The following is a 17,942-nucleotide window of genomic DNA, read 5'->3' on the forward strand; positions in this document are numbered from 1 at the left end:
TTATTTTTCTAAGCGGTTTTTAACCCAGTTAATCAAACCGCCCATTTGCATGATTTCGATTTGACGTTCAGATAGCGCATGTTCTAATTTTAAAGTCTTGTCCTTGCCTTTCACTTCTACTTCTACCTGGTTGGATTGTTTAATGCCATCTCTCAATCCTTTAAATAACAGGACATCGCCTTGTTCCAAATCATCTAAGTCCTCTTCATTCACAAATGTTAATGGGAGAACTCCAAAGTTGGCCAGGTTTTGCCAGTGGATGCGGGCAAAGTCTTTCACAATGGCTACTTTAAGACCTAAATATTTTGGTGCAAGCGCGGCATGTTCACGGCTCGAACCTTGACCATAGTTCATGCCAGCAACTACTGCATGACCACCTTGATCTCGGATTTCCATAGCACGGTCATGATAAGTTTCATCTACGATTTCGAACGTGAACTTACTGATCTCAGGCAGATTACTGCGGTATGGCAATACTCTGGCACCGCCTGCTAAAATTTCATCTGTAGAAATGTCATTGCCCATTTTCAGTAAGATTGGAAGCTCCATGTCATTCGGAAGCTCATCCATCTCAGGAATAGACGCAATGTTTGGCCCTTTTACAAGTTCTACTTTTTTCGCTTCTTCATAAGGCAGTGGCTTATCTAGTAGCCGCGTGTCAATAGTAGGATTTTCCAGCTCTTTAATAATTGGATAATCAAAGTCTGACTTTCTAGGGTCTGTAATTTTTCCTGTCAACGCTGACACGGCCGCTACTTCAGGACTGCATAAGAACACACTATCTTCTTTTGTACCTGAACGGCCCGGGAAGTTCCTTGGTGTAGTACGCAAGCTGTTACGTCCTGTTGCGGGTGCCTGCCCCATTCCAATACAACCATTACAACCTGCCTGGTGCAAGCGGCCTCCAGATTGCAGGAAGTTAGCTATATGACCTTCTTGAGAAAGGTCAACCAGCATTTGTCTTGAAGTTGGGTTCAAGTCAAAAGACACACCGTCTGCAATTCGACGTCCCTCTACTATCTTGGAAGCAACGGCGAAATCACGGTAGCCTGGATTAGCTGATGAACCAATGTAGGACTGATAAATAGATTCGCCTTCTACTTCTTCAATAGGTACTACGTTTCCTGGGCTGGACGGTTTAGCAATCATTGGCCCCAGCTCAGATAAGTTCAGTTCATCATGAACATCATAAGAGGCACCATCATCCGCTTTCAACTCAATCCAGTCATCCTCACGTCCTTGCAGTTTCATGAATCGCTTCGTTTCTTCGTCGGATGGGAAGACCGTACCTGTTGCTCCAAGTTCTGCACCCATGTTTGCAATCACGTGACGATCCATGGCAGTTAGATTTTTGAGACCTGGACCGTAGTATTCAAATACATGGTTAGTAGCGCCTTTCACACCATGCCTTCTCAACATTTCAAGAATAGCATCTTTAGCACTTACCCAATCAGGGAATTCTCCTGTTACTTTAACCCCCCACACTTTAGGCATTTTCACGTAGAAAGGTTCTCCTGCAATAGCCATCGCAACATCGATTCCGCCTGCTCCCATGGCAAGCATGCCCATACATCCATTTGCACAAGTGTGACTGTCAGAACCAAGTAATGTTTTACCTGGGGTAGCCAGGCGCTGCATGTGTACGGGGTGGCTCACTCCGTTACCAGGACGGCTGAAGTGAAGACCGAATCGTTTAGCTGCACTTTCTAAGAATAAGTGGTCATCAGGGTTCTTACTGTCTTCCTGAATTAAGTTATGGTCTACGTATTGAGCAGAAGCCTCTGTCTGGGCACGTTCAATCCCCATAGCTTCCAGTTCAAGCATGACCATTGTACCTGTAGCATCTTGTGTTAAAGTCTGATCGATTTTCAATCCAATTTCAGTTCCCGGGGTCATCTCCCCTTTGACTAAATGATCTTTAATCAGCTTTTGTGTGACATTATAACTCACACTTAATTCCTCCTTCTCACCAAATTAATAGGTAGTTTCTTGAGGTATCTAAGTAATCCTATACTTTTTATACCCTAAATCCTGGTCCTTTACTCGTAGAATTGGTCGTCTACTGGTTAAAAATAGAATATTCTCTACTATTTATCATCATATGACTGGGCTTTTTAATCGAGGTCGCGTTAAATGTCCCTGGTTAATTTTAGTAAGAGTTTGCTGCTATGGCAGAGTCGTGATCTGAAAAACTCGCTGGATAGTGTGAAGAAAAGCACCCGGGGGAAACGACTATAATTACTATCGTTACTAATTAAAAAAAAGAAAGGAGCTTATTCAACTCCTTCCTTTCTGCTATTGGTTTAATTTACTCCCACATTGCTCCAGGCATTCGAAACAGCGTTAGCTGCCTGAGACCCATAAAGGTTTTGAGCTGACTGAATGAGAGCCTGACGCGCGTTTGAGAAATTACTGCTTGGCGTCAAATAAACGGTTAAAGCCCGGTAATAAATATCTTCCGCTTTGGATATTCCTATGTTGTTAATCGTATAATAAGCTGCTTTATTTGGGATCCCACTATTAATATGAACTCCGCCCCAGTCTCCGGATTCTGTATTAGGAAGGTTACGGTATTCATCCATATGGTCCGGCTGATTGTACGCATTTGGATTGGAAAGAGAACGCAGGGCATCCCCTGAGGTTCCTGGAGTGTACACATCCTCTCCCATTAACCAATCTTCTGAATCTACAAAGAAACCGAACACATCGGAGAATGATTCATTTAGTGCACCGGACTGATTTTCATATACCAGTTCAGCTGTTGTATCGGTTACAGCATGAGTTAATTCGTGAGCTACAATATCATCAGCGCCAGACAAATAGGTAAACGTCGAACCATCACCATCGCCGTAAATCATTTGATTTCCAGTCCAGGCCGCATTATTGTAATTTGATCCATAATGAACGGTGGATCGAATATCAGCTCCTTGATTGTCGTAGCTGACCCTTCCAAATGTATCATAGTAGTAATCAAAAACTTCTCCTGCATAATAATGAGCATCTACCGCTGCTTTTTGCCTTTCACTGTAAAATGTATTACCAGAATCCGTAACATAATAACCAGGCAGACTGCTATATTGCCCACCGTAATTATCAAACGTTTCAATAACCCCATTCATAGGTTTTGTTGTATCAAATAAGTAGTAAGTGTTATTGTAAGCATAAGTGTTCAGCGTTTTAGAATCACCTAGCACTCCCGTACCTGTACCAGAAGCTTCATGAACAACATTCGCCGCTTTTAACACTTCTCCATTTTCTGCATTAATATAAATCTGCCAGTTCGCAGGGTATGGCTGAGAAAATTGGAGTTCCACGTGATAAGCTAACGTGTACTCCCCATCTTGGTGGTGCACGACAAGATTAGAGTTTTCCGTTAATGTTTCAAAATCCTTACCAAGTTTGCTTTTTTGAACTTTATCAGCTTCTTCCCTCGTAACATCAATATGGTTCCATGCTAGATTAATAGATTCTTTATGAGTCAATTCCTTCAACTGCTTCACTTTTTCTGGAGCATCCTCATGAAATTCGCCATTGACTGCCGTAACGGCCCCGTTCGAATTTGTATGTACCATAATTTTTGCATTAGCTATCGGGACATTTCCAACAGTTCTTTGATAAGTATAGTGAGTCATGCCGACGTCATCTTTTTCCTTTTTAACTAATTGTAAATCTTTATTTGGGTTAAAATTGAACTCCTGACGCTTCTGTTTAAAAAATTCTTTTACAGCTTTATCGCTCTTAACCTTAGATCCTTTCAGGTGCTCTGTTATAAATTCCGAAGAAGCCCCTTTGTTTTTAATACCTGAACTATCCTCGGCATTAGCTAATGTCCCGCCAGACACTAAGCTTGTCCCTAGTACAATTGCAGCTGTTACTGATTTCCAATCCATCGAATCCCTCCCATATTTGTAATACACCTCCAATGTATCACAATATTCAGACGAATATCCTGTGAAAGTCAGGGGTCAAAATCCCCCTTAAAGCCTCTTTTTTTTTACGACTTGGGAAACCCGTGATTATTGTTGAAAATTCCTAATCGAACATGTATTCTAAATATAGATTTGAAAGAGACACACTCTTCCAAATCAACAGTTGATCAACTAGGTGTGTGGCCAATGGAATATGGTAAAGTACTTCGATTTCATCGAGTCAAGCAGGGGTTAACTCAAAACCAGCTGGCAGATGGAATTATCTCACCGGCGTATCTTTCCAAAATTGAGAATGATCAAACCGTTCCCGCGTTTGAAGTATTAGAATTGCTTTACGAGCGGCTCGGTCTTGATTTCCTTGAGACTTCATCAAATCATCCATCAAAGGAAAAGTTGAAGGAATGGTATGAAGCTATAGCTTTTAAACGTCAAGAAGACGCTAAAAAACTAAAAGAGGATATTCTCAATCAGAAAGAAACCCAGGAAAACCATCATTTGTATATTTTCTTTGAATTGTTTCGGATACGGCATCTTCTTTTAGAAAATGAAGTAGACGAAGCCTATAAAGTCTGGGAAAATATCCGCCAATATAAGGATACTTTTGATGAAGAGATGGAGTTCTATTATCACCTGGGTTCAGGACTTCTTAAGTACTATCAAGGAGATTTCGATAATTCATTCCAGGAATTAATGGAAGCTAAAAATTATAGTTCCTCTATTAAACTGGAAGACTGGGAATTCAGTGACCTTTATTATCTTCTTGCTTTAAGTACAAGTCAGGCCAACCACATATCTGCATCCGTATTTTATGTAGACCAGGCGCTGGAAATTTATCAAGCGAATTATGATTTAGCAAAGAGTGCAGATTGTCACATTTTGCAAGGCATCAACTATAGTCGCTTAAAAAACTATGCAAAAGCACTCGAAAATTTTCATTTGGCGAGAAAAATTGCCACACAAACGAATGACACTCAACAACTCAAGCTTGTTTTTATTAATATTGCTGTCTTAGAATCCAGGGTGGAGAACCATGAAGCATCAATTCTTAATTATAAGAAAAGTCTAGAATATACAGATGAGCTAGGTTCTTCATTTGATATATTCGAGCTTCTTAATATTATTCATGGATTAATCCTTGAACATTATAGACTTGGTGACAGCAAAGGCTGCTTGGAATGGATTGAGCAAGGGAAAAGGAAACTTGAGACCTTCCCTTCTGAAGCTCACGAGTATCATTTCGAAGTTTATTACAAATTCTTAAGAAACAGCAATAATACTATAGAGTATCTTGAACAGAGTGTTATTCCTTATTTTAAGGAAAAGAAAGAACATGTATATATTATTCGTTACGCTAAATTTCTAGCTGATTTGTTAGAACAACAGCGAATGTACAAAAGATCTTCAGAATATCTTAGGTTAGCAATCCAATTGTTAAATAAACATTCTCACTTAGGAGGTATTATGTTATGAAAAAGCTCATCGCATTTGTTGCTGTCCTTGGGTTTGTTGCTTCTATTGCAGCCCCATTAACACAGGATAGTGCAGTAGAAACCTACCCAAGGCCACTAGTAGCTGAAGTTGAAGAAGTTTAAGTTTTTTGTTTTTTATTATTAATGTGTAATTAGCACCTCCCCTAATCCTATACCTATACAATTTTTCGCCTCTGCCCTTTGTGGCAGAGGTATTTTTTTAATATCTACGGAAAAGAGGTTCTAAAGTGAAAATCATCGGGATCGACCTGGCTGGACCCTCCAACCATAAAGATACAGCTGCTGTGGTTTGCCGTGAAGAACATCATCAATTATTCATAGAGGACCTTCAAACGGAATTATCGGATCAAGCCATCATCTCAATTATTACTGAGCAAGCAAAAGAGAATGATAAAATTTATATCGGAATAGATGCCCCATTATCCTACCAGGATGGCGGAGGTGATAGAGAAACTGACCGTGAGTTAAGAAGTTACGCGAAGCACCTCGGAGTTAAACCAGGCTCTATTATGCCCCCAACCCTCACGAGAATGATTTACTTAACTGCAAGAGGTATTCACCTTGCCAATATGATCAAAAATTCATTACCTGATAAGGTTAAAATCGTCGAGGTCCATCCCGGTATAGCTCTTGCTTCCAGATTACCTATTGAAGACAGACCCCAGGCATTTCTTTATAAAAAAGATGAACAAAGCAGAAAATTTGTTCATAAGTGGTTATCAGAAGAGTATTTTCAATTGGTTGACCAAGTTGAGGATTCCTCTACTCACCAATTGGATGCATGCCTGGCTGCTCTCGCCTGCTGGCATTGGTCCAGTGAAACAAAATCACCAGCTTGGCACATGTCGGAGCAGCCTCCCCATCATCCCTTCCCATTTTCCTGTTAAAAAAAGCAGCACATAATGTGCTGCTTTTTTACTCTTCGAAATATCTTTGGAATGTGTCAAGCGGGGTTTGACCTTCAAGAGCATTAAATATCATACGATTATTCTTTTGATTAATCGTCACCGCATCAATATCTTTGTACTCTTTATTTATAGTTTGTTGTTCGATACTCGACTTTATTTCATTCATTAATCCTAACGTCTGACGACTGCTCGTTTTTGTATAAACGATTTCCTGTGATGCTTCTAACATCTGTTCAGCTATTGATTCCTCAATACCAAGTGTTTGAAACAGCTGATTCATAGATCCTTTTATTACATTATCAATATTTTCGAACTGAGGGCTTTCCAATCCAAACAACGTGAGATTTAACGCTGTGCTATTATTCATTAAGATTAAGCATTTACGCCCATTCACCTTGATAATATTAGCTTGCCATTGGTAGATCTGAGGTATCTGTTCATACTCTTCTGTGCTTTCAATTGTCTTATCTATTTGACTTTGTAACTTTTTCGTAGCTCCGATAACAAACAAACCGATTCTCCTCATCTCATTAATATACGTTAATTATAACAGTTTCTGCTGCTATTCCCTACTGGGATCATTTATGTCTTTGATAACTATTTCTTCCATAGTTTTTGTTTTTCTATATTGCCTCAGCCATATATCTCCTTAAAATCTTTTTGAATCCTCGTCTTTATTATAATAGACAAAAAAAGAAGAACCGCTAAACGGCTCTTCCATTTTAAGATTTCGATCTTCTGGCAAAATCAACAAATTGAAATTTATCAGGTCTATGCCTGGATTCAGTAAATTGAAATAAAGTAGCATCAGCAAGATACACGTGGCTTCGGATTACCACTACCTGTTCATGCCCCTTTAGATCTAAATAGTTACGATCTTCCTCAGTTACTGGTTCTACAACAATTTCTTTCTTTGCAAAACTTATGGTAAGCCCCAGTTCATTTTCAATGTACTCATAGATAGAGTCCTCAGCAATCTCACTGGTCAAGCCTGGCACTATATCTTCTCGAATATAGTCCTTATCAAGAATGATTTTTTCACCATTGATCTCTCTTGCCCGAATAATCTTCCAAAGTTTATTATTCTGCGAACAGTTTAACTGCTCTCCAATTAAACCATCCGCCTGCCTTAAGGTGAGATTATGGACAAATGTTCGAAAATCCTTACCCAGTTGATTAGATAACTCTTTAAAACTAGTAAGACCTGAGACAGGGAACTCAAACTTACCATGATCCAGTACGACGGACCCCTTCCCTCTTACCTTTTGAATATAACCATTTTGGGCAAGAAGATTTAAAGCTTTACGGATGGTTTCTCTTGAAGTGCTAAAACGGCTAGATAGTTCGTGTTCAGAAGGAAGCGTATCTCCTGGATGAATGCTGCCTCTTTGGATCTCTTCTACAAGGTTATTGTAAATGACTAAAAATTTGTTTTTCATTTTCATCACCATTCGTATTCTATCATACTTGGGTAATGTGATAGACCACGGATTCGTAAGGGCGAAGCTTAACATCGTTTAGGTCTTTACTGACATCATCATAGTTGCTGATCATAATCTCTGTTTTTCCTTCTAGTTGTAAATTTTCAGGTAAGCTGAAGGAAGTTTCAGTACCATAAAAATTATTGATTACTAATAGACTTTCTCCATTCCATTGACGAAGATAAGCAAATAGTTGTTCATCTTCCGGAGTCAACAGCTCATAGTCTCCGAATGTGAGGATATCATTTTCTTTTCGAAGCTGGATTAGTTTCTGATAGTAATGGAAAATAGAGTTCTCTTTACTTCTCGCTTTTTCTGCGTTGATGGTTTTAAAATTATCCGCAACAGAAATCCAAGGATTACCTGAGGTGAAACCAGCATTTGGTTCATCATTCCATTGAACAGGTGTACGAGAATTATCCCTTGATTTTTGTTTTAGAATCTCCAAGATTTTTTCTTCACTGACACCTTTTTCACGGAATTCTTTATACATATTGATGGATTCAACGTCGCGGTACTTTTCAATTGATTCAAAACCAGGATTCGTCATCCCGAATTCTTCTCCCTGGTAAATATAAGGGGTTCCCTGCATCATATGAATAGTGGTGGCAAGCATTTTAGCCGATTCTTCCGGATAATTGACTTCATCTCCAAAACGAGACAATACCCTTGGCTGATCATGGTTGCACCAGAATAACGCATTCCATCCGTTTCCTTTATTCATCTCACGCTGCCACTTAGATAGAATCTGTTTCAGCTCATGGAAATCGAAATCAGCAACGCTCCATTTTTCACCATTTGGATAATCTACTTTTAAATGGTGGAAATTAAATGTCATACTCAGTTCGTTACGATCGGGGGCTGTGTACTGAATGCAGTGTTCAACTGTTGTAGAGGACATTTCACCTACCGTCATTAAATCATAAGGAGCAAAAACTTCCCTGTTCATTTCCTGCATGTACTCGTGGACACGCGGACCATCTGTATAATATTTACGACCATCGCCTGGTGCCACACTTCCGTCGTCATTTGGGAATTTCTGATCTTTGGAAATGAGATTAATGACATCAAGTCGGAATCCATCAATCCCTTTCTCAGCCCAAAAACGCATCATTTGATACAATTCATCTCTTACTTGTTCATTCTCCCAATTTAAATCTGCTTGGGTGACATCAAATAAATGTAAATAATATTGTCCAGTCTTTTCATCATATTTCCAAGCATTCCCGCCGAACTTCGATTGCCAGTTCGTAGGCGCTCCCCCATCTACTGGATCACGCCAAATGTAATAGTCACGGTAAGGGTTATCGACTGATTTTTGAGATTCCTGAAACCACTGGTGGAAAGTGGATGTGTGGTTGACCACAAGATCCATAATAAGTTTCATTCCACGCTTGTGCGTCTCTTCAAGCAGTTGTTCAAAGTCCTGCATGGTTCCATATTCATCGTGAATGTCGTAATAGTCACTAATGTCATAACCATTATCATTTTGTGGCGATTTATACATTGGCGTCAGCCACAGCACATCCACCCCTAGTTCATTTAGATAATCCAGCTTCTCAATGATGCCTTGGATATCTCCGACCCCATTGCCAGTCGTATCATTAAAGCTTTTTGGATAGATTTGGTACACAACAGCTTTTTTCCACCATGGTTGTTCAATCACAGTAACGCCTCCTTACACATCTTTTTTACGTTTCGCGTATAAATACGTACCTACAAGCGGCAGTACGATAACGATAATCATCCCAATAATAAAGTCAAACCAATAATCCGATACGATAGAAAAGATACCCGGAACACCGCCGACTCCAATGGAGTTTGCGAGTACGCCCTGAGCTGAAATATACAATCCAGCGATCGCTGATGAAGAAATAGCAATAATAAACGGATATTTGAATCGTAAGTTAACACCAAACAACGCAGGCTCCGTAATACCTAGCCATGCGGAAACACCAGAAGATAATCCAAGACCTTTCAGTTTCTCATCTCTTGAAGCAAGCATGATCGCAAATGCGGCAGACCCTTGAGCGATGTTGGAAAGGGCTAGCATTGGCCATAAGAACGTTGTATTTGTACTACCGATCAATTGGATATCAACCGCTAAGAAAGTATGGTGCATACCTGTAATAACAAGCACTCCGTAAAGTGCACCGTAAATGAGTCCTCCAAGAGCAGCAAAATTATCGAAAATAGATACAAGTCCGTCTGTAATAGCATTACCGATCGCAAATGTAACCGGTCCAATAAATAAGAAGGTTAAGAAACCTGTTACAAGGAGGGCAACCGGTCCGACAATAAGTAGTTGAATACTATCTGGTACACGGTTTCTCATGAAAACTTCAATCTTAGTTAATACATAGGACGCAACGAGAACTGGTAATACTTGTCCCTGGTAGCCTATCTTTTCAATTTCCCATCCGAAAAGATTCCATGTAGGAACGGTACCTTCTTTTACGGCTTCCCCGTAGGCCCAAGCATTTAGTAACTCTGGATGAACGAGAATTAGACCCATGACTATACCTAAAATTGGACTACCACCGAATTTTTTAACGGCAGACCAACCAATTAATCCGGGTAAAAACGTAAAGGCTGTATTCGCTATAATGATAATCATGTTGGCAATATCCGACCATTGCGGATAAACATCAATAACAGATTGCTCGTCCCAGAATATTCCTGGAGCGGTAAGTATGTTGTTTATACCGAGTAGCAAACCAGCTGTAACAATGGCTGGAAGAATCGGAATAAAGATATCGGCTAACGTTTTAATTGCTCGTTGAATTGGATTCATCTTTTGTGAGGAAGCTTCTTTGACTTCTTCTTTAGATGATTCCCCAATTCCCGCTAAAGCTACAAGTTCTTTATATACTTTATCTACGGTACCTTGCCCTATCACAATTTGAAATTGACCATTGGTAGAGAATGATCCTTTTACGGCATCAATATTGTTCAATTTTTCCTGATCGACTATGCCTTCATCGTGAAGGGCCAATCGAAGTCGGGTGACACAATGAGTAGCAGCTGATAAGTTCTCTTTTCCACCTATTGCTTCCAAAATCTGCTCGGCTTGCTCTTTGTGATTCATTTTCATTCCTCCCGAGTGTGGGTTATTTTTTCTTGACGCTCAACAATGTTACTTGAGCCACTGCAGCTTGAGTTTCACTCGCAGCCCGAACCACGTAATCATCACGGTTTGTAACCATGACAGGTGTGATTATAATGTTATCTTCTTCCTTCCATACCGACAGTTTCCAAACCAATGTGAATAAGGGTGTCTGCTTCTTTTAGTGCTTTAATCCCTACCGCATAAATAGTATGGAAAATTTGTACAACCTCTCCTTTCACTGGATTAAGATTCATTCCATCAGCTGATTCGATGGCCATGACTTCTCTCCTCAACTTTTGGGAGAACACAGGAGTCGGCACTTCTCTCAGAGCTACAACTTTTCCATCTTGGGTGCCGCTAAGTTAACCTCCCCTTTTTTATTTCCAAAAAGCTTCATGAACGTGAATCTTCCTCCAGATCGCAAACTTGTATATACATCAATTACTTATAATTATAATTTGTATATACAAGTTTTGCAACCGTTAACAAAACATTCATAGTAGTCATCTATCACTCTTTCATCTTTCCAAAACCTGGTGACGTAACCTTTTTTAATAGGATATTACTAATTCTTAATGTATAGAGTAAATTTCCTTTTATATAGCAGAAATTCGTGGTATATATTTAGAGTGTCGAAATATTTATTTTTTTGGAAGAAGTGATCTCTATCCTTGGGACAAAACATCAAACACAAAAAAATTTATGGATTATGTGGTTTGCCAATTTTTTTATTGCCGGAAGTATCACAATGGTTTTACCCTTTTTGTCTTTATATATTGATCAATTAGGTGATTTTTCAGATTCATTTGTTCAAACATGGTCCGGCTGGATTTTTGGAATCACCTTTGTGACGGCTTTTATTTTTTCTCCGATCTGGGGTCGCATTGGTGATCGATACGGCAGAAAGAATATTTTGATTATGTCTGCTGTTGGTCTAGCCTTCTCTGTGCTGCTTATGGGTTTTGTATCAACTGTGTGGCAATTATTCTTACTGAGGTTGTTTATGGGGGTTTTTACAGGATTCATCCCTATGTCTCAAGCGCTTATTTCAACTCAGACCCCAAAAGAAACAGCAGGACAAGTTCTTGGAACTCTTCAGACAGGAAGCATAACAGGCAGCTTGCTTGGGCCTATGCTTGGAGGGTGGATTGCTGACCATATCGGATACGCCACTACATTCCAACTGGTATCGATAACGGTAGCTCTATCCGCCGTAATCGTTTTCTTTGGTATTTCAGAGGAACGGGTGGAAAGAGAAGGAGTAAACGAGAAAACCAGCTATAATTCAAAAGAAGTACTTTCTCACATTATGAAACACCCTGTACTTCTAATTGTTATGGTTATTTCTTTATTTGTTCAGGTAGCCCATTTCAGTATTCAGCCGATCCTCTCACTATTTGTAGGAAATTTACATGGTCCTGAAAATTTAGCTCTATTCTCTGGCATTGCCTTTTCGGCTGCCGGATTAGGTAACCTGTTGATGGCCAAACGATGGGGAAGAATATCAGATCGCAAAGGTTATATTAAAATATTAACCTTCCTTCTTTTTATGGCAGGAATCGTGTACCTTCCCGCTGCGTTTGTCACAAATATATGGCAGCTAGTAATATTACGATTTTTGTTAGGGATATCCATTGGAGGAATTATCCCTGTCCGAACAGCATATATACGTCAGGAAGCCCCTCTTGCTATGCAGGGGGAGGTACTTGGATATAATACAAGCCTTCGTTTTTTAGGGAACATTATCGGTCCTGCTATGGGTGGTCTTTTGTCGGGAGCATTCGGGTTTTCAGCTGTGTTTTTCGTCACAAGCAGTCTCTTGATTTCTTGCGGAGTTCTTTTACTGCTTACAAAACAAAGACATCCAAAGTCAGTAACTCAGGCTGCCTCTTATTAGATGAGTCTCCTCTTCCTTATCCTTTAAGTTCTGTTAAATCTTCCTGTAAATCTTATAGAAAAGCTCCCGATACTTGAAGACTCAGTTTCAAGATAAATGGGTCCGTTACGATAGATGGATAAGGGTTGGTGGGGAAATAACTCGCTTTCCTGTGGGGGAACTGGTGAGCCTCCTCAGTCGTTTCACTCCTTGTGGGTTCTCACCTAGATCCTTCTCCCACGGGAGTCTCGCCATTTCCCCACTAACCCCACTATAATATTGTGAACGGACCCGGCCAGTAGAAAAAAGTGGGAACCATAAATCGTCTTAAATGCTTCTATAGCAGCGTTTATACCCTGGAGAGACTCAGTATTCAGCGTCGATCACATAGGATAATCTCCCTCATATGCAGGCATTTACGTAAATGATTTCGAGCTTTCAATGATCGCAATGGGGCGGAAGGGAACGGCGAAGACTCCTGCGGGATGAACATGATCGGTGAGATCCCGGAAGGCGAAGCTTGAGGAAGCTCACCACAAGGGATGTTCGACTAAGACCGCCACGTCCTGTGGCAACGTTGAACGCCCCTGCGTCGTGCAGGGCCGCGGAAAGCGAATCATCCCCCGCAGGACCTTTCTTCTCATACAAATATCTCGAAACTGAGTCTTCCACAATCCGGCCCTATAGCTCAATAAACTACTTTCGAAAAAATCAGCAGCCCCTTTTAACAGGGCTATATTTAATGTGGAAAGCATTTCTGTCTGTTAATATATGTGTATAGACATATTAGGAGGGATTGGATGAAACAAGCCTTGCTCGTTATTGATTATACGAATGACTTTGTAGCTCCTGAAGGGGCGTTAACCTGCGGGGAACCTGGGCAGAAGATTGAAGGAAGCCTCACTAAATTGTGTGAAGAATTCTTATCCAATGATGATTTTACGGTACTCGCGGTGGATCTTCACGAAGATAATGATCCATACCATCCAGAAACAAAGCTTTTCCCACCTCATAATATTCGCGGTACTGAAGGCAGACGATTATACGGAGAGCTCCATCATTTGTATGAAAGAAGTCAGTTCAAACCCAGCCTCTACTATATGGATAAAACCAGGTATAGTGCTTTCGCAGGAACAGATCTTGATATAAAACTGCGTGAAAGAGGAATTACAGATGTACATTTATCAGGGGTCTGTACCGACATCTGTGTTCTCCACACAGCTGTTGATGCTTACAACCTTGGCTATAATCTTACAATTCATAAAGATGCTGTAGCCAGTTTTAATCAACCTGGTCACGAATGGGCTCTTGGACATTTTGAATCCGTATTAGGAGCCACTATTAGATAAAACTAAGACCGTCTTAGAAGTTCAAGGCGGTCTTTTTATTTTTATATTTTCAAACCGGCTTCTCTATGTTTCCTATTAAAGGATGTTATGGTATAGTATTTCGAGTGTCTAAATATTTTACGAGAAAGGAAGGGACAAAGAATGAATGAGAACCCCCGCCCTTCAAATAAACACTTCCGTACGGTGCTCATTTTGAGTGCTTCTATCCTGATAGTCGTTATGAATACCACTATGTTTAATATCGCATTACCCAATATCCTTAGAGACTTCTCTTTACAACCTTCAGAAGGGGCCTGGATTGTATCCGGATATTCAATTGTCCTTGCGATTTTTACGATTACATTCACTCGTCTTTCTGATTACCTTCCCATACGAAAGCTTCTGACCATCGGCATTTTAATCTTCGGTTTATCCTCCATTCTTGGCTTCTTTGCTGACTCCTATCTCTGGCTGTTAATTGCGAGACTTTTCCAGGCCTCTGGCGCAGCAGCTATCCCCGGGTTATCGATGGTGTTCGCCGGAAGATATATTCCGATGTCGCGCCGTGGAAGTGCTTATGCTCTAATTGCTTCCGCTACTTCATTAGGGTTTGGTCTTGGTCCTGTCGCGGGAGGTTTTATTACAGATTATTTAAACTGGAATTTTTTATTTATCGTCACTATTTTAGTCGTTTTCGTCATCCCTGTTCTCTATAAATATATGCCGTTAGAAACTTCTACGAAAACTAGTTTTGATGTGTTGGGGGCTTTGCTTTCTGGAATCAGCGCCACCTTGTTTCTAATATATATATCTACCTTTAACAGTCTGTATCTTTTGGGCGGTTTGCTTTCTGCTGCCCTGCTCTGGTGGAGGATCAACAGAGCATCCACGCCTTTTATACAGCCTGCGTTAGTCATGAATAGACATTACCGCCGCATTGTTTTTATGAGTTATATCGGATTCACCCTCCATTTCGCTGTATTATTCTTAATGCCTATCATGCTTGAACAAGTATATGATCGGGGAGCAGCTGCTATTGGGCTGATTATCTTTCCAGGAGCGATGCTTTCTGCGGTGGCCGCTATTTATGTTGGCCGGCTCATTGATGCATACGGAAACATTAAAGTACTCTTCCTGGCGCACGGGCTTTTACTAATCTCCGCTCTTGTCTTTTTCTTGCTAGCAAGAATGAGCCCTTATATGATTATGCTGGCTTATATGTTTACTAGTTTTGGCTTTTCAAGTTTATCTTCCAGTTCCACAAACGAGGTATCCCGAATATTACCAAGTGAGCAAATTGGTGCAGGGATAGGATTAAAGCAGCAGGTCCATTTTATAGGCAGCGCAACTGGATCCGTGCTGGCTGGTATTTTGCTTGAGCTGAATCGTCAGCCTTATACTGCTCAGGATTTCAGCCTCCCGTTTGGTATTCTAATCGTGCTCATGCTTGCTTCAAACGTTGTCCTGATGGTCTATTCTGTTAGAATTAAGAAGTTTACACCCGTTCAAGAAATTGACATTTGAAATTTAAGATCGAATCGAATATGATTGAGTATGGACATTTATGCTAATAACTGATATATATAGATCCAATATAGGAGGAATCACTTATGAGCTCAAAAGATTATCGAGTTCTGCTGTATTATAAGTATGTCGACCTTCCTGATTATGAAGAATACTGTCAAAACCACCTGAAGTTCTGTAAAGACCTTGGTCTTAAAGGACGAATTATTGTAGCTCCAGAAGGAATAAACGGAACCGTTTCCGGCACTGTGGAGCAAGTTGAGCAATATATGGACTACGTCCGCTCAGATGAACGTTTTGCAGATATCCAGTTTAAGATGGATGAACATGAGGGCCATGCCTTTAAGAAGATGCATTGCCGTGTGAAACCAGAACTTGTAAACTGGAGCATTGAAAATGATGATATTGATCCAAAAGAATTCGGTGGAAAACACGTAAAACCAAAAGAATTCTATGAGCTTCTTCAAGAAGATGACACGGTGGTTATTGATGGTCGTAATGAATATGAATACCGTATCGGTCATTTCCGTAACGCGATCCGTCCAGAAGTGAACCACTCTCGCGAGTTTCCAGAATGGATTGCTGAAAACGCAGATCAGTGGAAAGATAAGCGAGTGATCACCTACTGCACAGGTGGAATTCGCTGTGAAAAGCTGACTGGAATATTGAAGAAGAATGGTGTAGAGGATGTCTATCAACTAGAAGGTGGAATTAATACGTACAGCAAGGATCCTGAAGTAAAGGGTCAGCTTTTTGATGGTAAAATGTACGTGTTTGACGAACGTATCTCTGTACCTATTAATCAGATAGAGGAAAAAGTTGTCGCAGAGTGTGAACACTGCGGTAAACAAGAAGACCGCATGATCAATTGCAGTAACCCTGTGTGTAATAGACAATACGTTTGTTGCGAGGACTGTGAAGAAAAGCATCACGCGGCATGTACAGTAGAATGTAAAGAGCACCCGGAAAATCGCTGGGATGCTGAGCAAAAAAAACAAATTGATAAGTATGACAGGGTTTCTAAATAACTTGAAATCTTCGTAAAAAAACTCGCCTTGACTCAAACTCAGGCGAGTTTTTTAGTTTGTTTCTTTTCATCAAACACATAATCGGCAGTAACTAGAAGGAAGGTAAAAAACCATTCTGACCACAACACCATTGTCACTTGAGAGACAAGTTCATCTACTGTGTAAATCGTCAGCCAGGTAAATAATAAATCAATAAAAATACGCCAAATCAAAAATACAGAAGGAGAAGGTTTACTATATAAGCTGATCATTTTAACGATTTTGGCTGCCGCTTCAAAGAGCAATCCCAGAATAAAAATAAGCACTCCAAACAAGATCAGTGACGAGACAGATTCATACGAAACTCCCATCAGTTGAAATAGACCGACCATGCCAAAGAAAAATACGCCAAATATTATGGTTATTCCAAGCAGAAGCAGGAAGCCAACACTTATAAATACCTCGGACTTATCTTTTCTAAAAGAATGACGAAATCTATGTTTTTTCATTCTTCTCCTCCCTCATAGTCCCCATTATATCCTTTAACTTCCACCTCAGGTCATCCATAAATTGGATGACCTGAGGTGGAAAAGTTTACCTAACCTTTAGTAGTGGCTTTCTATATGAATATAGCCTTCTATATCGTTAAGGCTTCCATTTTTCAAATAAACTCCTGAGTTTTCTGCAATTCCATATCCTTTGGCTACATCAGTCTTCTGCACAGCCGCTTTGAGATTTACTTCCTCTTCCCATTCAAGATAATGAGCTGAAATCACTACATCAGAGAGAATACCTAAACCTTTTTCGAAGAGCTGGACTTCTTGATCGTTATCGTTAGGAGAAATAACACATTCTTCTGGTGAGATCAGTGCTCCCGCTGAGAATCCTGCTAAAGGTTTCCCCTCTTCAAACAAATTTCTTACTACTTCCCCAACCGACGTTTCTACAATAAATCTCCTGTATAAAACAGTGTCTCCTCCCCCTATGATAACTGCATCTGACTCTTTGAGAGCGGCTAAATCCTCTGAAGAATATTCGTTTCTTAAAGGCAGATAATAAATTTCAGAATCGGAGAGACTTAAACAATCGGTGTAAAGGGGAAGGTAGTCTTCAGACCCCTCCCGCTCGATATAAAGGACAGCAATTTTGCTGCCCTCTGCTAACCTTTTAAATTTTTCTCCCAGGTTCGGTGTAAAGGGCGGCCCTGAACCAAATAAGAATAAATGAGTAGAGATTTTCAACTTTCTCCCCCCTCTTTAAACATCTAATACTTAAATGTTTGTAAAGGAT

16 protein-coding genes are annotated in these 17,942 nt (G+C 40.2%); 7 read left to right on the forward strand and 9 right to left on the reverse strand.

Annotated features, from left to right (window positions below):
• Both ACTWP7_RS08385 and ACTWP7_RS08390 read right to left on the reverse strand, forming a co-directional pair.
• A complete protein-coding gene (locus ACTWP7_RS08385) occupies positions 1 to 1,950 on the reverse strand; it encodes an aconitate hydratase (protein WP_443122799.1) in 1,950 nt (649 codons plus the stop codon).
• Positions 1,951 to 2,303: 353 nt separating this feature from the next.
• A complete protein-coding gene (locus ACTWP7_RS08390) occupies positions 2,304 to 3,890 on the reverse strand; it encodes a M4 family metallopeptidase (protein ID WP_443122800.1) in 1,587 nt (528 codons plus the stop codon).
• 225 nt (positions 3,891 to 4,115) lie between these two features.
• Here ACTWP7_RS08390 and ACTWP7_RS08395 point away from each other — a divergent pair, with 225 nt between their 5' ends.
• The 3 genes from ACTWP7_RS08395 to ACTWP7_RS08405 all read left to right on the forward strand — a co-directional run bounded on the left by ACTWP7_RS08395 (position 4,116) and on the right by ACTWP7_RS08405 (position 6,306).
• On the forward strand, positions 4,116 to 5,399 hold the full coding sequence (locus ACTWP7_RS08395; RefSeq protein ID WP_443122801.1) for a helix-turn-helix domain-containing protein: 1,284 nt from the start codon (positions 4,116 to 4,118) through the stop codon (positions 5,397 to 5,399).
• Positions 5,396 to 5,521: a hypothetical protein gene (locus ACTWP7_RS08400; protein WP_263622732.1), complete on the forward strand. Its 126-nt coding sequence runs from the start codon at positions 5,396 to 5,398 to the stop codon at positions 5,519 to 5,521. Before ACTWP7_RS08395 ends, ACTWP7_RS08400 begins: the two co-directional genes overlap by 4 nt.
• A gap of 125 nt (positions 5,522 to 5,646) precedes the next feature.
• Complete coding sequence (locus ACTWP7_RS08405; protein ID WP_443122802.1) at positions 5,647 to 6,306, forward strand: DUF429 domain-containing protein; 660 nt, start codon at positions 5,647 to 5,649, stop codon at positions 6,304 to 6,306.
• A gap of 28 nt (positions 6,307 to 6,334) precedes the next feature.
• Here the strand turns inward: ACTWP7_RS08405 and ACTWP7_RS08410 are convergent, their stop codons facing one another.
• The 5 genes from ACTWP7_RS08410 to ACTWP7_RS08430 form a co-directional block, all read right to left on the reverse strand.
• Positions 6,335 to 6,853 (reverse strand): DUF6933 domain-containing protein, encoded by a 519-nt coding sequence (locus ACTWP7_RS08410; RefSeq protein WP_443122803.1) that lies wholly within the window; start codon positions 6,851 to 6,853, stop codon positions 6,335 to 6,337.
• Between the two features lie 196 nt (positions 6,854 to 7,049).
• Positions 7,050 to 7,766 (reverse strand): trehalose operon repressor, encoded by a 717-nt coding sequence (treR, locus tag ACTWP7_RS08415; protein ID WP_443122804.1) that lies wholly within the window; start codon positions 7,764 to 7,766, stop codon positions 7,050 to 7,052.
• 22 nt (positions 7,767 to 7,788) lie between these two features.
• Positions 7,789 to 9,471 (reverse strand): alpha,alpha-phosphotrehalase, encoded by a 1,683-nt coding sequence (gene treC, locus ACTWP7_RS08420; protein ID WP_443122912.1) that lies wholly within the window; start codon positions 9,469 to 9,471, stop codon positions 7,789 to 7,791.
• A gap of 15 nt (positions 9,472 to 9,486) precedes the next feature.
• The gene (treP, locus tag ACTWP7_RS08425) at positions 9,487 to 10,896 is read right to left on the reverse strand and encodes a PTS system trehalose-specific EIIBC component (RefSeq protein WP_443122805.1); all 1,410 of its coding nucleotides are present in this window, start codon (positions 10,894 to 10,896) and stop codon (positions 9,487 to 9,489) included.
• A gap of 137 nt (positions 10,897 to 11,033) precedes the next feature.
• The gene (locus tag ACTWP7_RS08430; protein WP_443122806.1) at positions 11,034 to 11,237 is read right to left on the reverse strand and encodes a PTS glucose transporter subunit IIA; all 204 of its coding nucleotides are present in this window, start codon (positions 11,235 to 11,237) and stop codon (positions 11,034 to 11,036) included.
• A 389-nt stretch (positions 11,238 to 11,626) separates the two neighbouring features.
• On the opposite strand from ACTWP7_RS08430, the gene ACTWP7_RS08435 reads away from it, so the two are divergent.
• From ACTWP7_RS08435 to trhO, 4 genes are all read left to right on the forward strand, one after another.
• Complete coding sequence (locus tag ACTWP7_RS08435) at positions 11,627 to 12,814, forward strand: MFS transporter (protein WP_443122807.1); 1,188 nt, start codon at positions 11,627 to 11,629, stop codon at positions 12,812 to 12,814.
• A 779-nt stretch (positions 12,815 to 13,593) separates the two neighbouring features.
• The gene (locus tag ACTWP7_RS08440) at positions 13,594 to 14,142 is read left to right on the forward strand and encodes a cysteine hydrolase family protein (RefSeq protein ID WP_443122808.1); all 549 of its coding nucleotides are present in this window, start codon (positions 13,594 to 13,596) and stop codon (positions 14,140 to 14,142) included.
• A 141-nt stretch (positions 14,143 to 14,283) separates the two neighbouring features.
• Complete coding sequence (locus ACTWP7_RS08445; protein ID WP_443122809.1) at positions 14,284 to 15,645, forward strand: MFS transporter; 1,362 nt, start codon at positions 14,284 to 14,286, stop codon at positions 15,643 to 15,645.
• An 86-nt stretch (positions 15,646 to 15,731) separates the two neighbouring features.
• Positions 15,732 to 16,673, forward strand: a complete 942-nt coding sequence (trhO, locus tag ACTWP7_RS08450; RefSeq protein WP_014645063.1) for an oxygen-dependent tRNA uridine(34) hydroxylase TrhO — start codon at positions 15,732 to 15,734, stop codon at positions 16,671 to 16,673.
• Between the two features lie 38 nt (positions 16,674 to 16,711).
• Here trhO and ACTWP7_RS08455 read toward each other — a convergent pair whose 3' ends face one another.
• Positions 16,712 to 17,161 (reverse strand): regulatory YrvL family protein, encoded by a 450-nt coding sequence (locus tag ACTWP7_RS08455; RefSeq protein WP_014645064.1) that lies wholly within the window; start codon positions 17,159 to 17,161, stop codon positions 16,712 to 16,714.
• Positions 17,162 to 17,257: 96 nt separating this feature from the next.
• Positions 17,258 to 17,893, reverse strand: a complete 636-nt coding sequence (locus ACTWP7_RS08460) for a Type 1 glutamine amidotransferase-like domain-containing protein (protein ID WP_014645065.1) — start codon at positions 17,891 to 17,893, stop codon at positions 17,258 to 17,260.
• Positions 17,894 to 17,942: the final 49 nt, after the last annotated feature.

This window comes from Halobacillus sp. B29, assembly GCF_052246755.1.
In the GTDB taxonomy this organism is placed as follows: domain Bacteria; phylum Bacillota; class Bacilli; order Bacillales; family Halobacillaceae; genus Halobacillus; species Halobacillus halophilus.

What these genes read in the sequence shown, in the direction of transcription:
- ACTWP7_RS08395 (WP_443122801.1), top strand. Translation starts at nt 4,116, where the DNA reads ATGGAATATGGTAAAGTACTTCGATTTCATCGAGTCAAGCAGGGGTTA.
- ACTWP7_RS08455 (WP_014645064.1), bottom strand. Translation starts at nt 17,161, where the DNA reads ATGAAAAAACATAGATTTCGTCATTCTTTTAGAAAAGATAAGTCCGAG.
- ACTWP7_RS08410 (WP_443122803.1), bottom strand. Translation starts at nt 6,853, where the DNA reads ATGAGGAGAATCGGTTTGTTTGTTATCGGAGCTACGAAAAAGTTACAA.
- ACTWP7_RS08390 (WP_443122800.1), bottom strand. Translation starts at nt 3,890, where the DNA reads ATGGATTGGAAATCAGTAACAGCTGCAATTGTACTAGGGACAAGCTTA.
- ACTWP7_RS08440 (WP_443122808.1), top strand. Translation starts at nt 13,594, where the DNA reads ATGAAACAAGCCTTGCTCGTTATTGATTATACGAATGACTTTGTAGCT.
- ACTWP7_RS08445 (WP_443122809.1), top strand. Translation starts at nt 14,284, where the DNA reads ATGAATGAGAACCCCCGCCCTTCAAATAAACACTTCCGTACGGTGCTC.
- treP (WP_443122805.1), bottom strand. Translation starts at nt 10,896, where the DNA reads ATGAATCACAAAGAGCAAGCCGAGCAGATTTTGGAAGCAATAGGTGGA.
- ACTWP7_RS08400 (WP_263622732.1), top strand. Translation starts at nt 5,396, where the DNA reads ATGAAAAAGCTCATCGCATTTGTTGCTGTCCTTGGGTTTGTTGCTTCT.
- ACTWP7_RS08435 (WP_443122807.1), top strand. Translation starts at nt 11,627, where the DNA reads ATGTGGTTTGCCAATTTTTTTATTGCCGGAAGTATCACAATGGTTTTA.
- trhO (WP_014645063.1), top strand. Translation starts at nt 15,732, where the DNA reads ATGAGCTCAAAAGATTATCGAGTTCTGCTGTATTATAAGTATGTCGAC.
- treR (WP_443122804.1), bottom strand. Translation starts at nt 7,766, where the DNA reads ATGAAAAACAAATTTTTAGTCATTTACAATAACCTTGTAGAAGAGATC.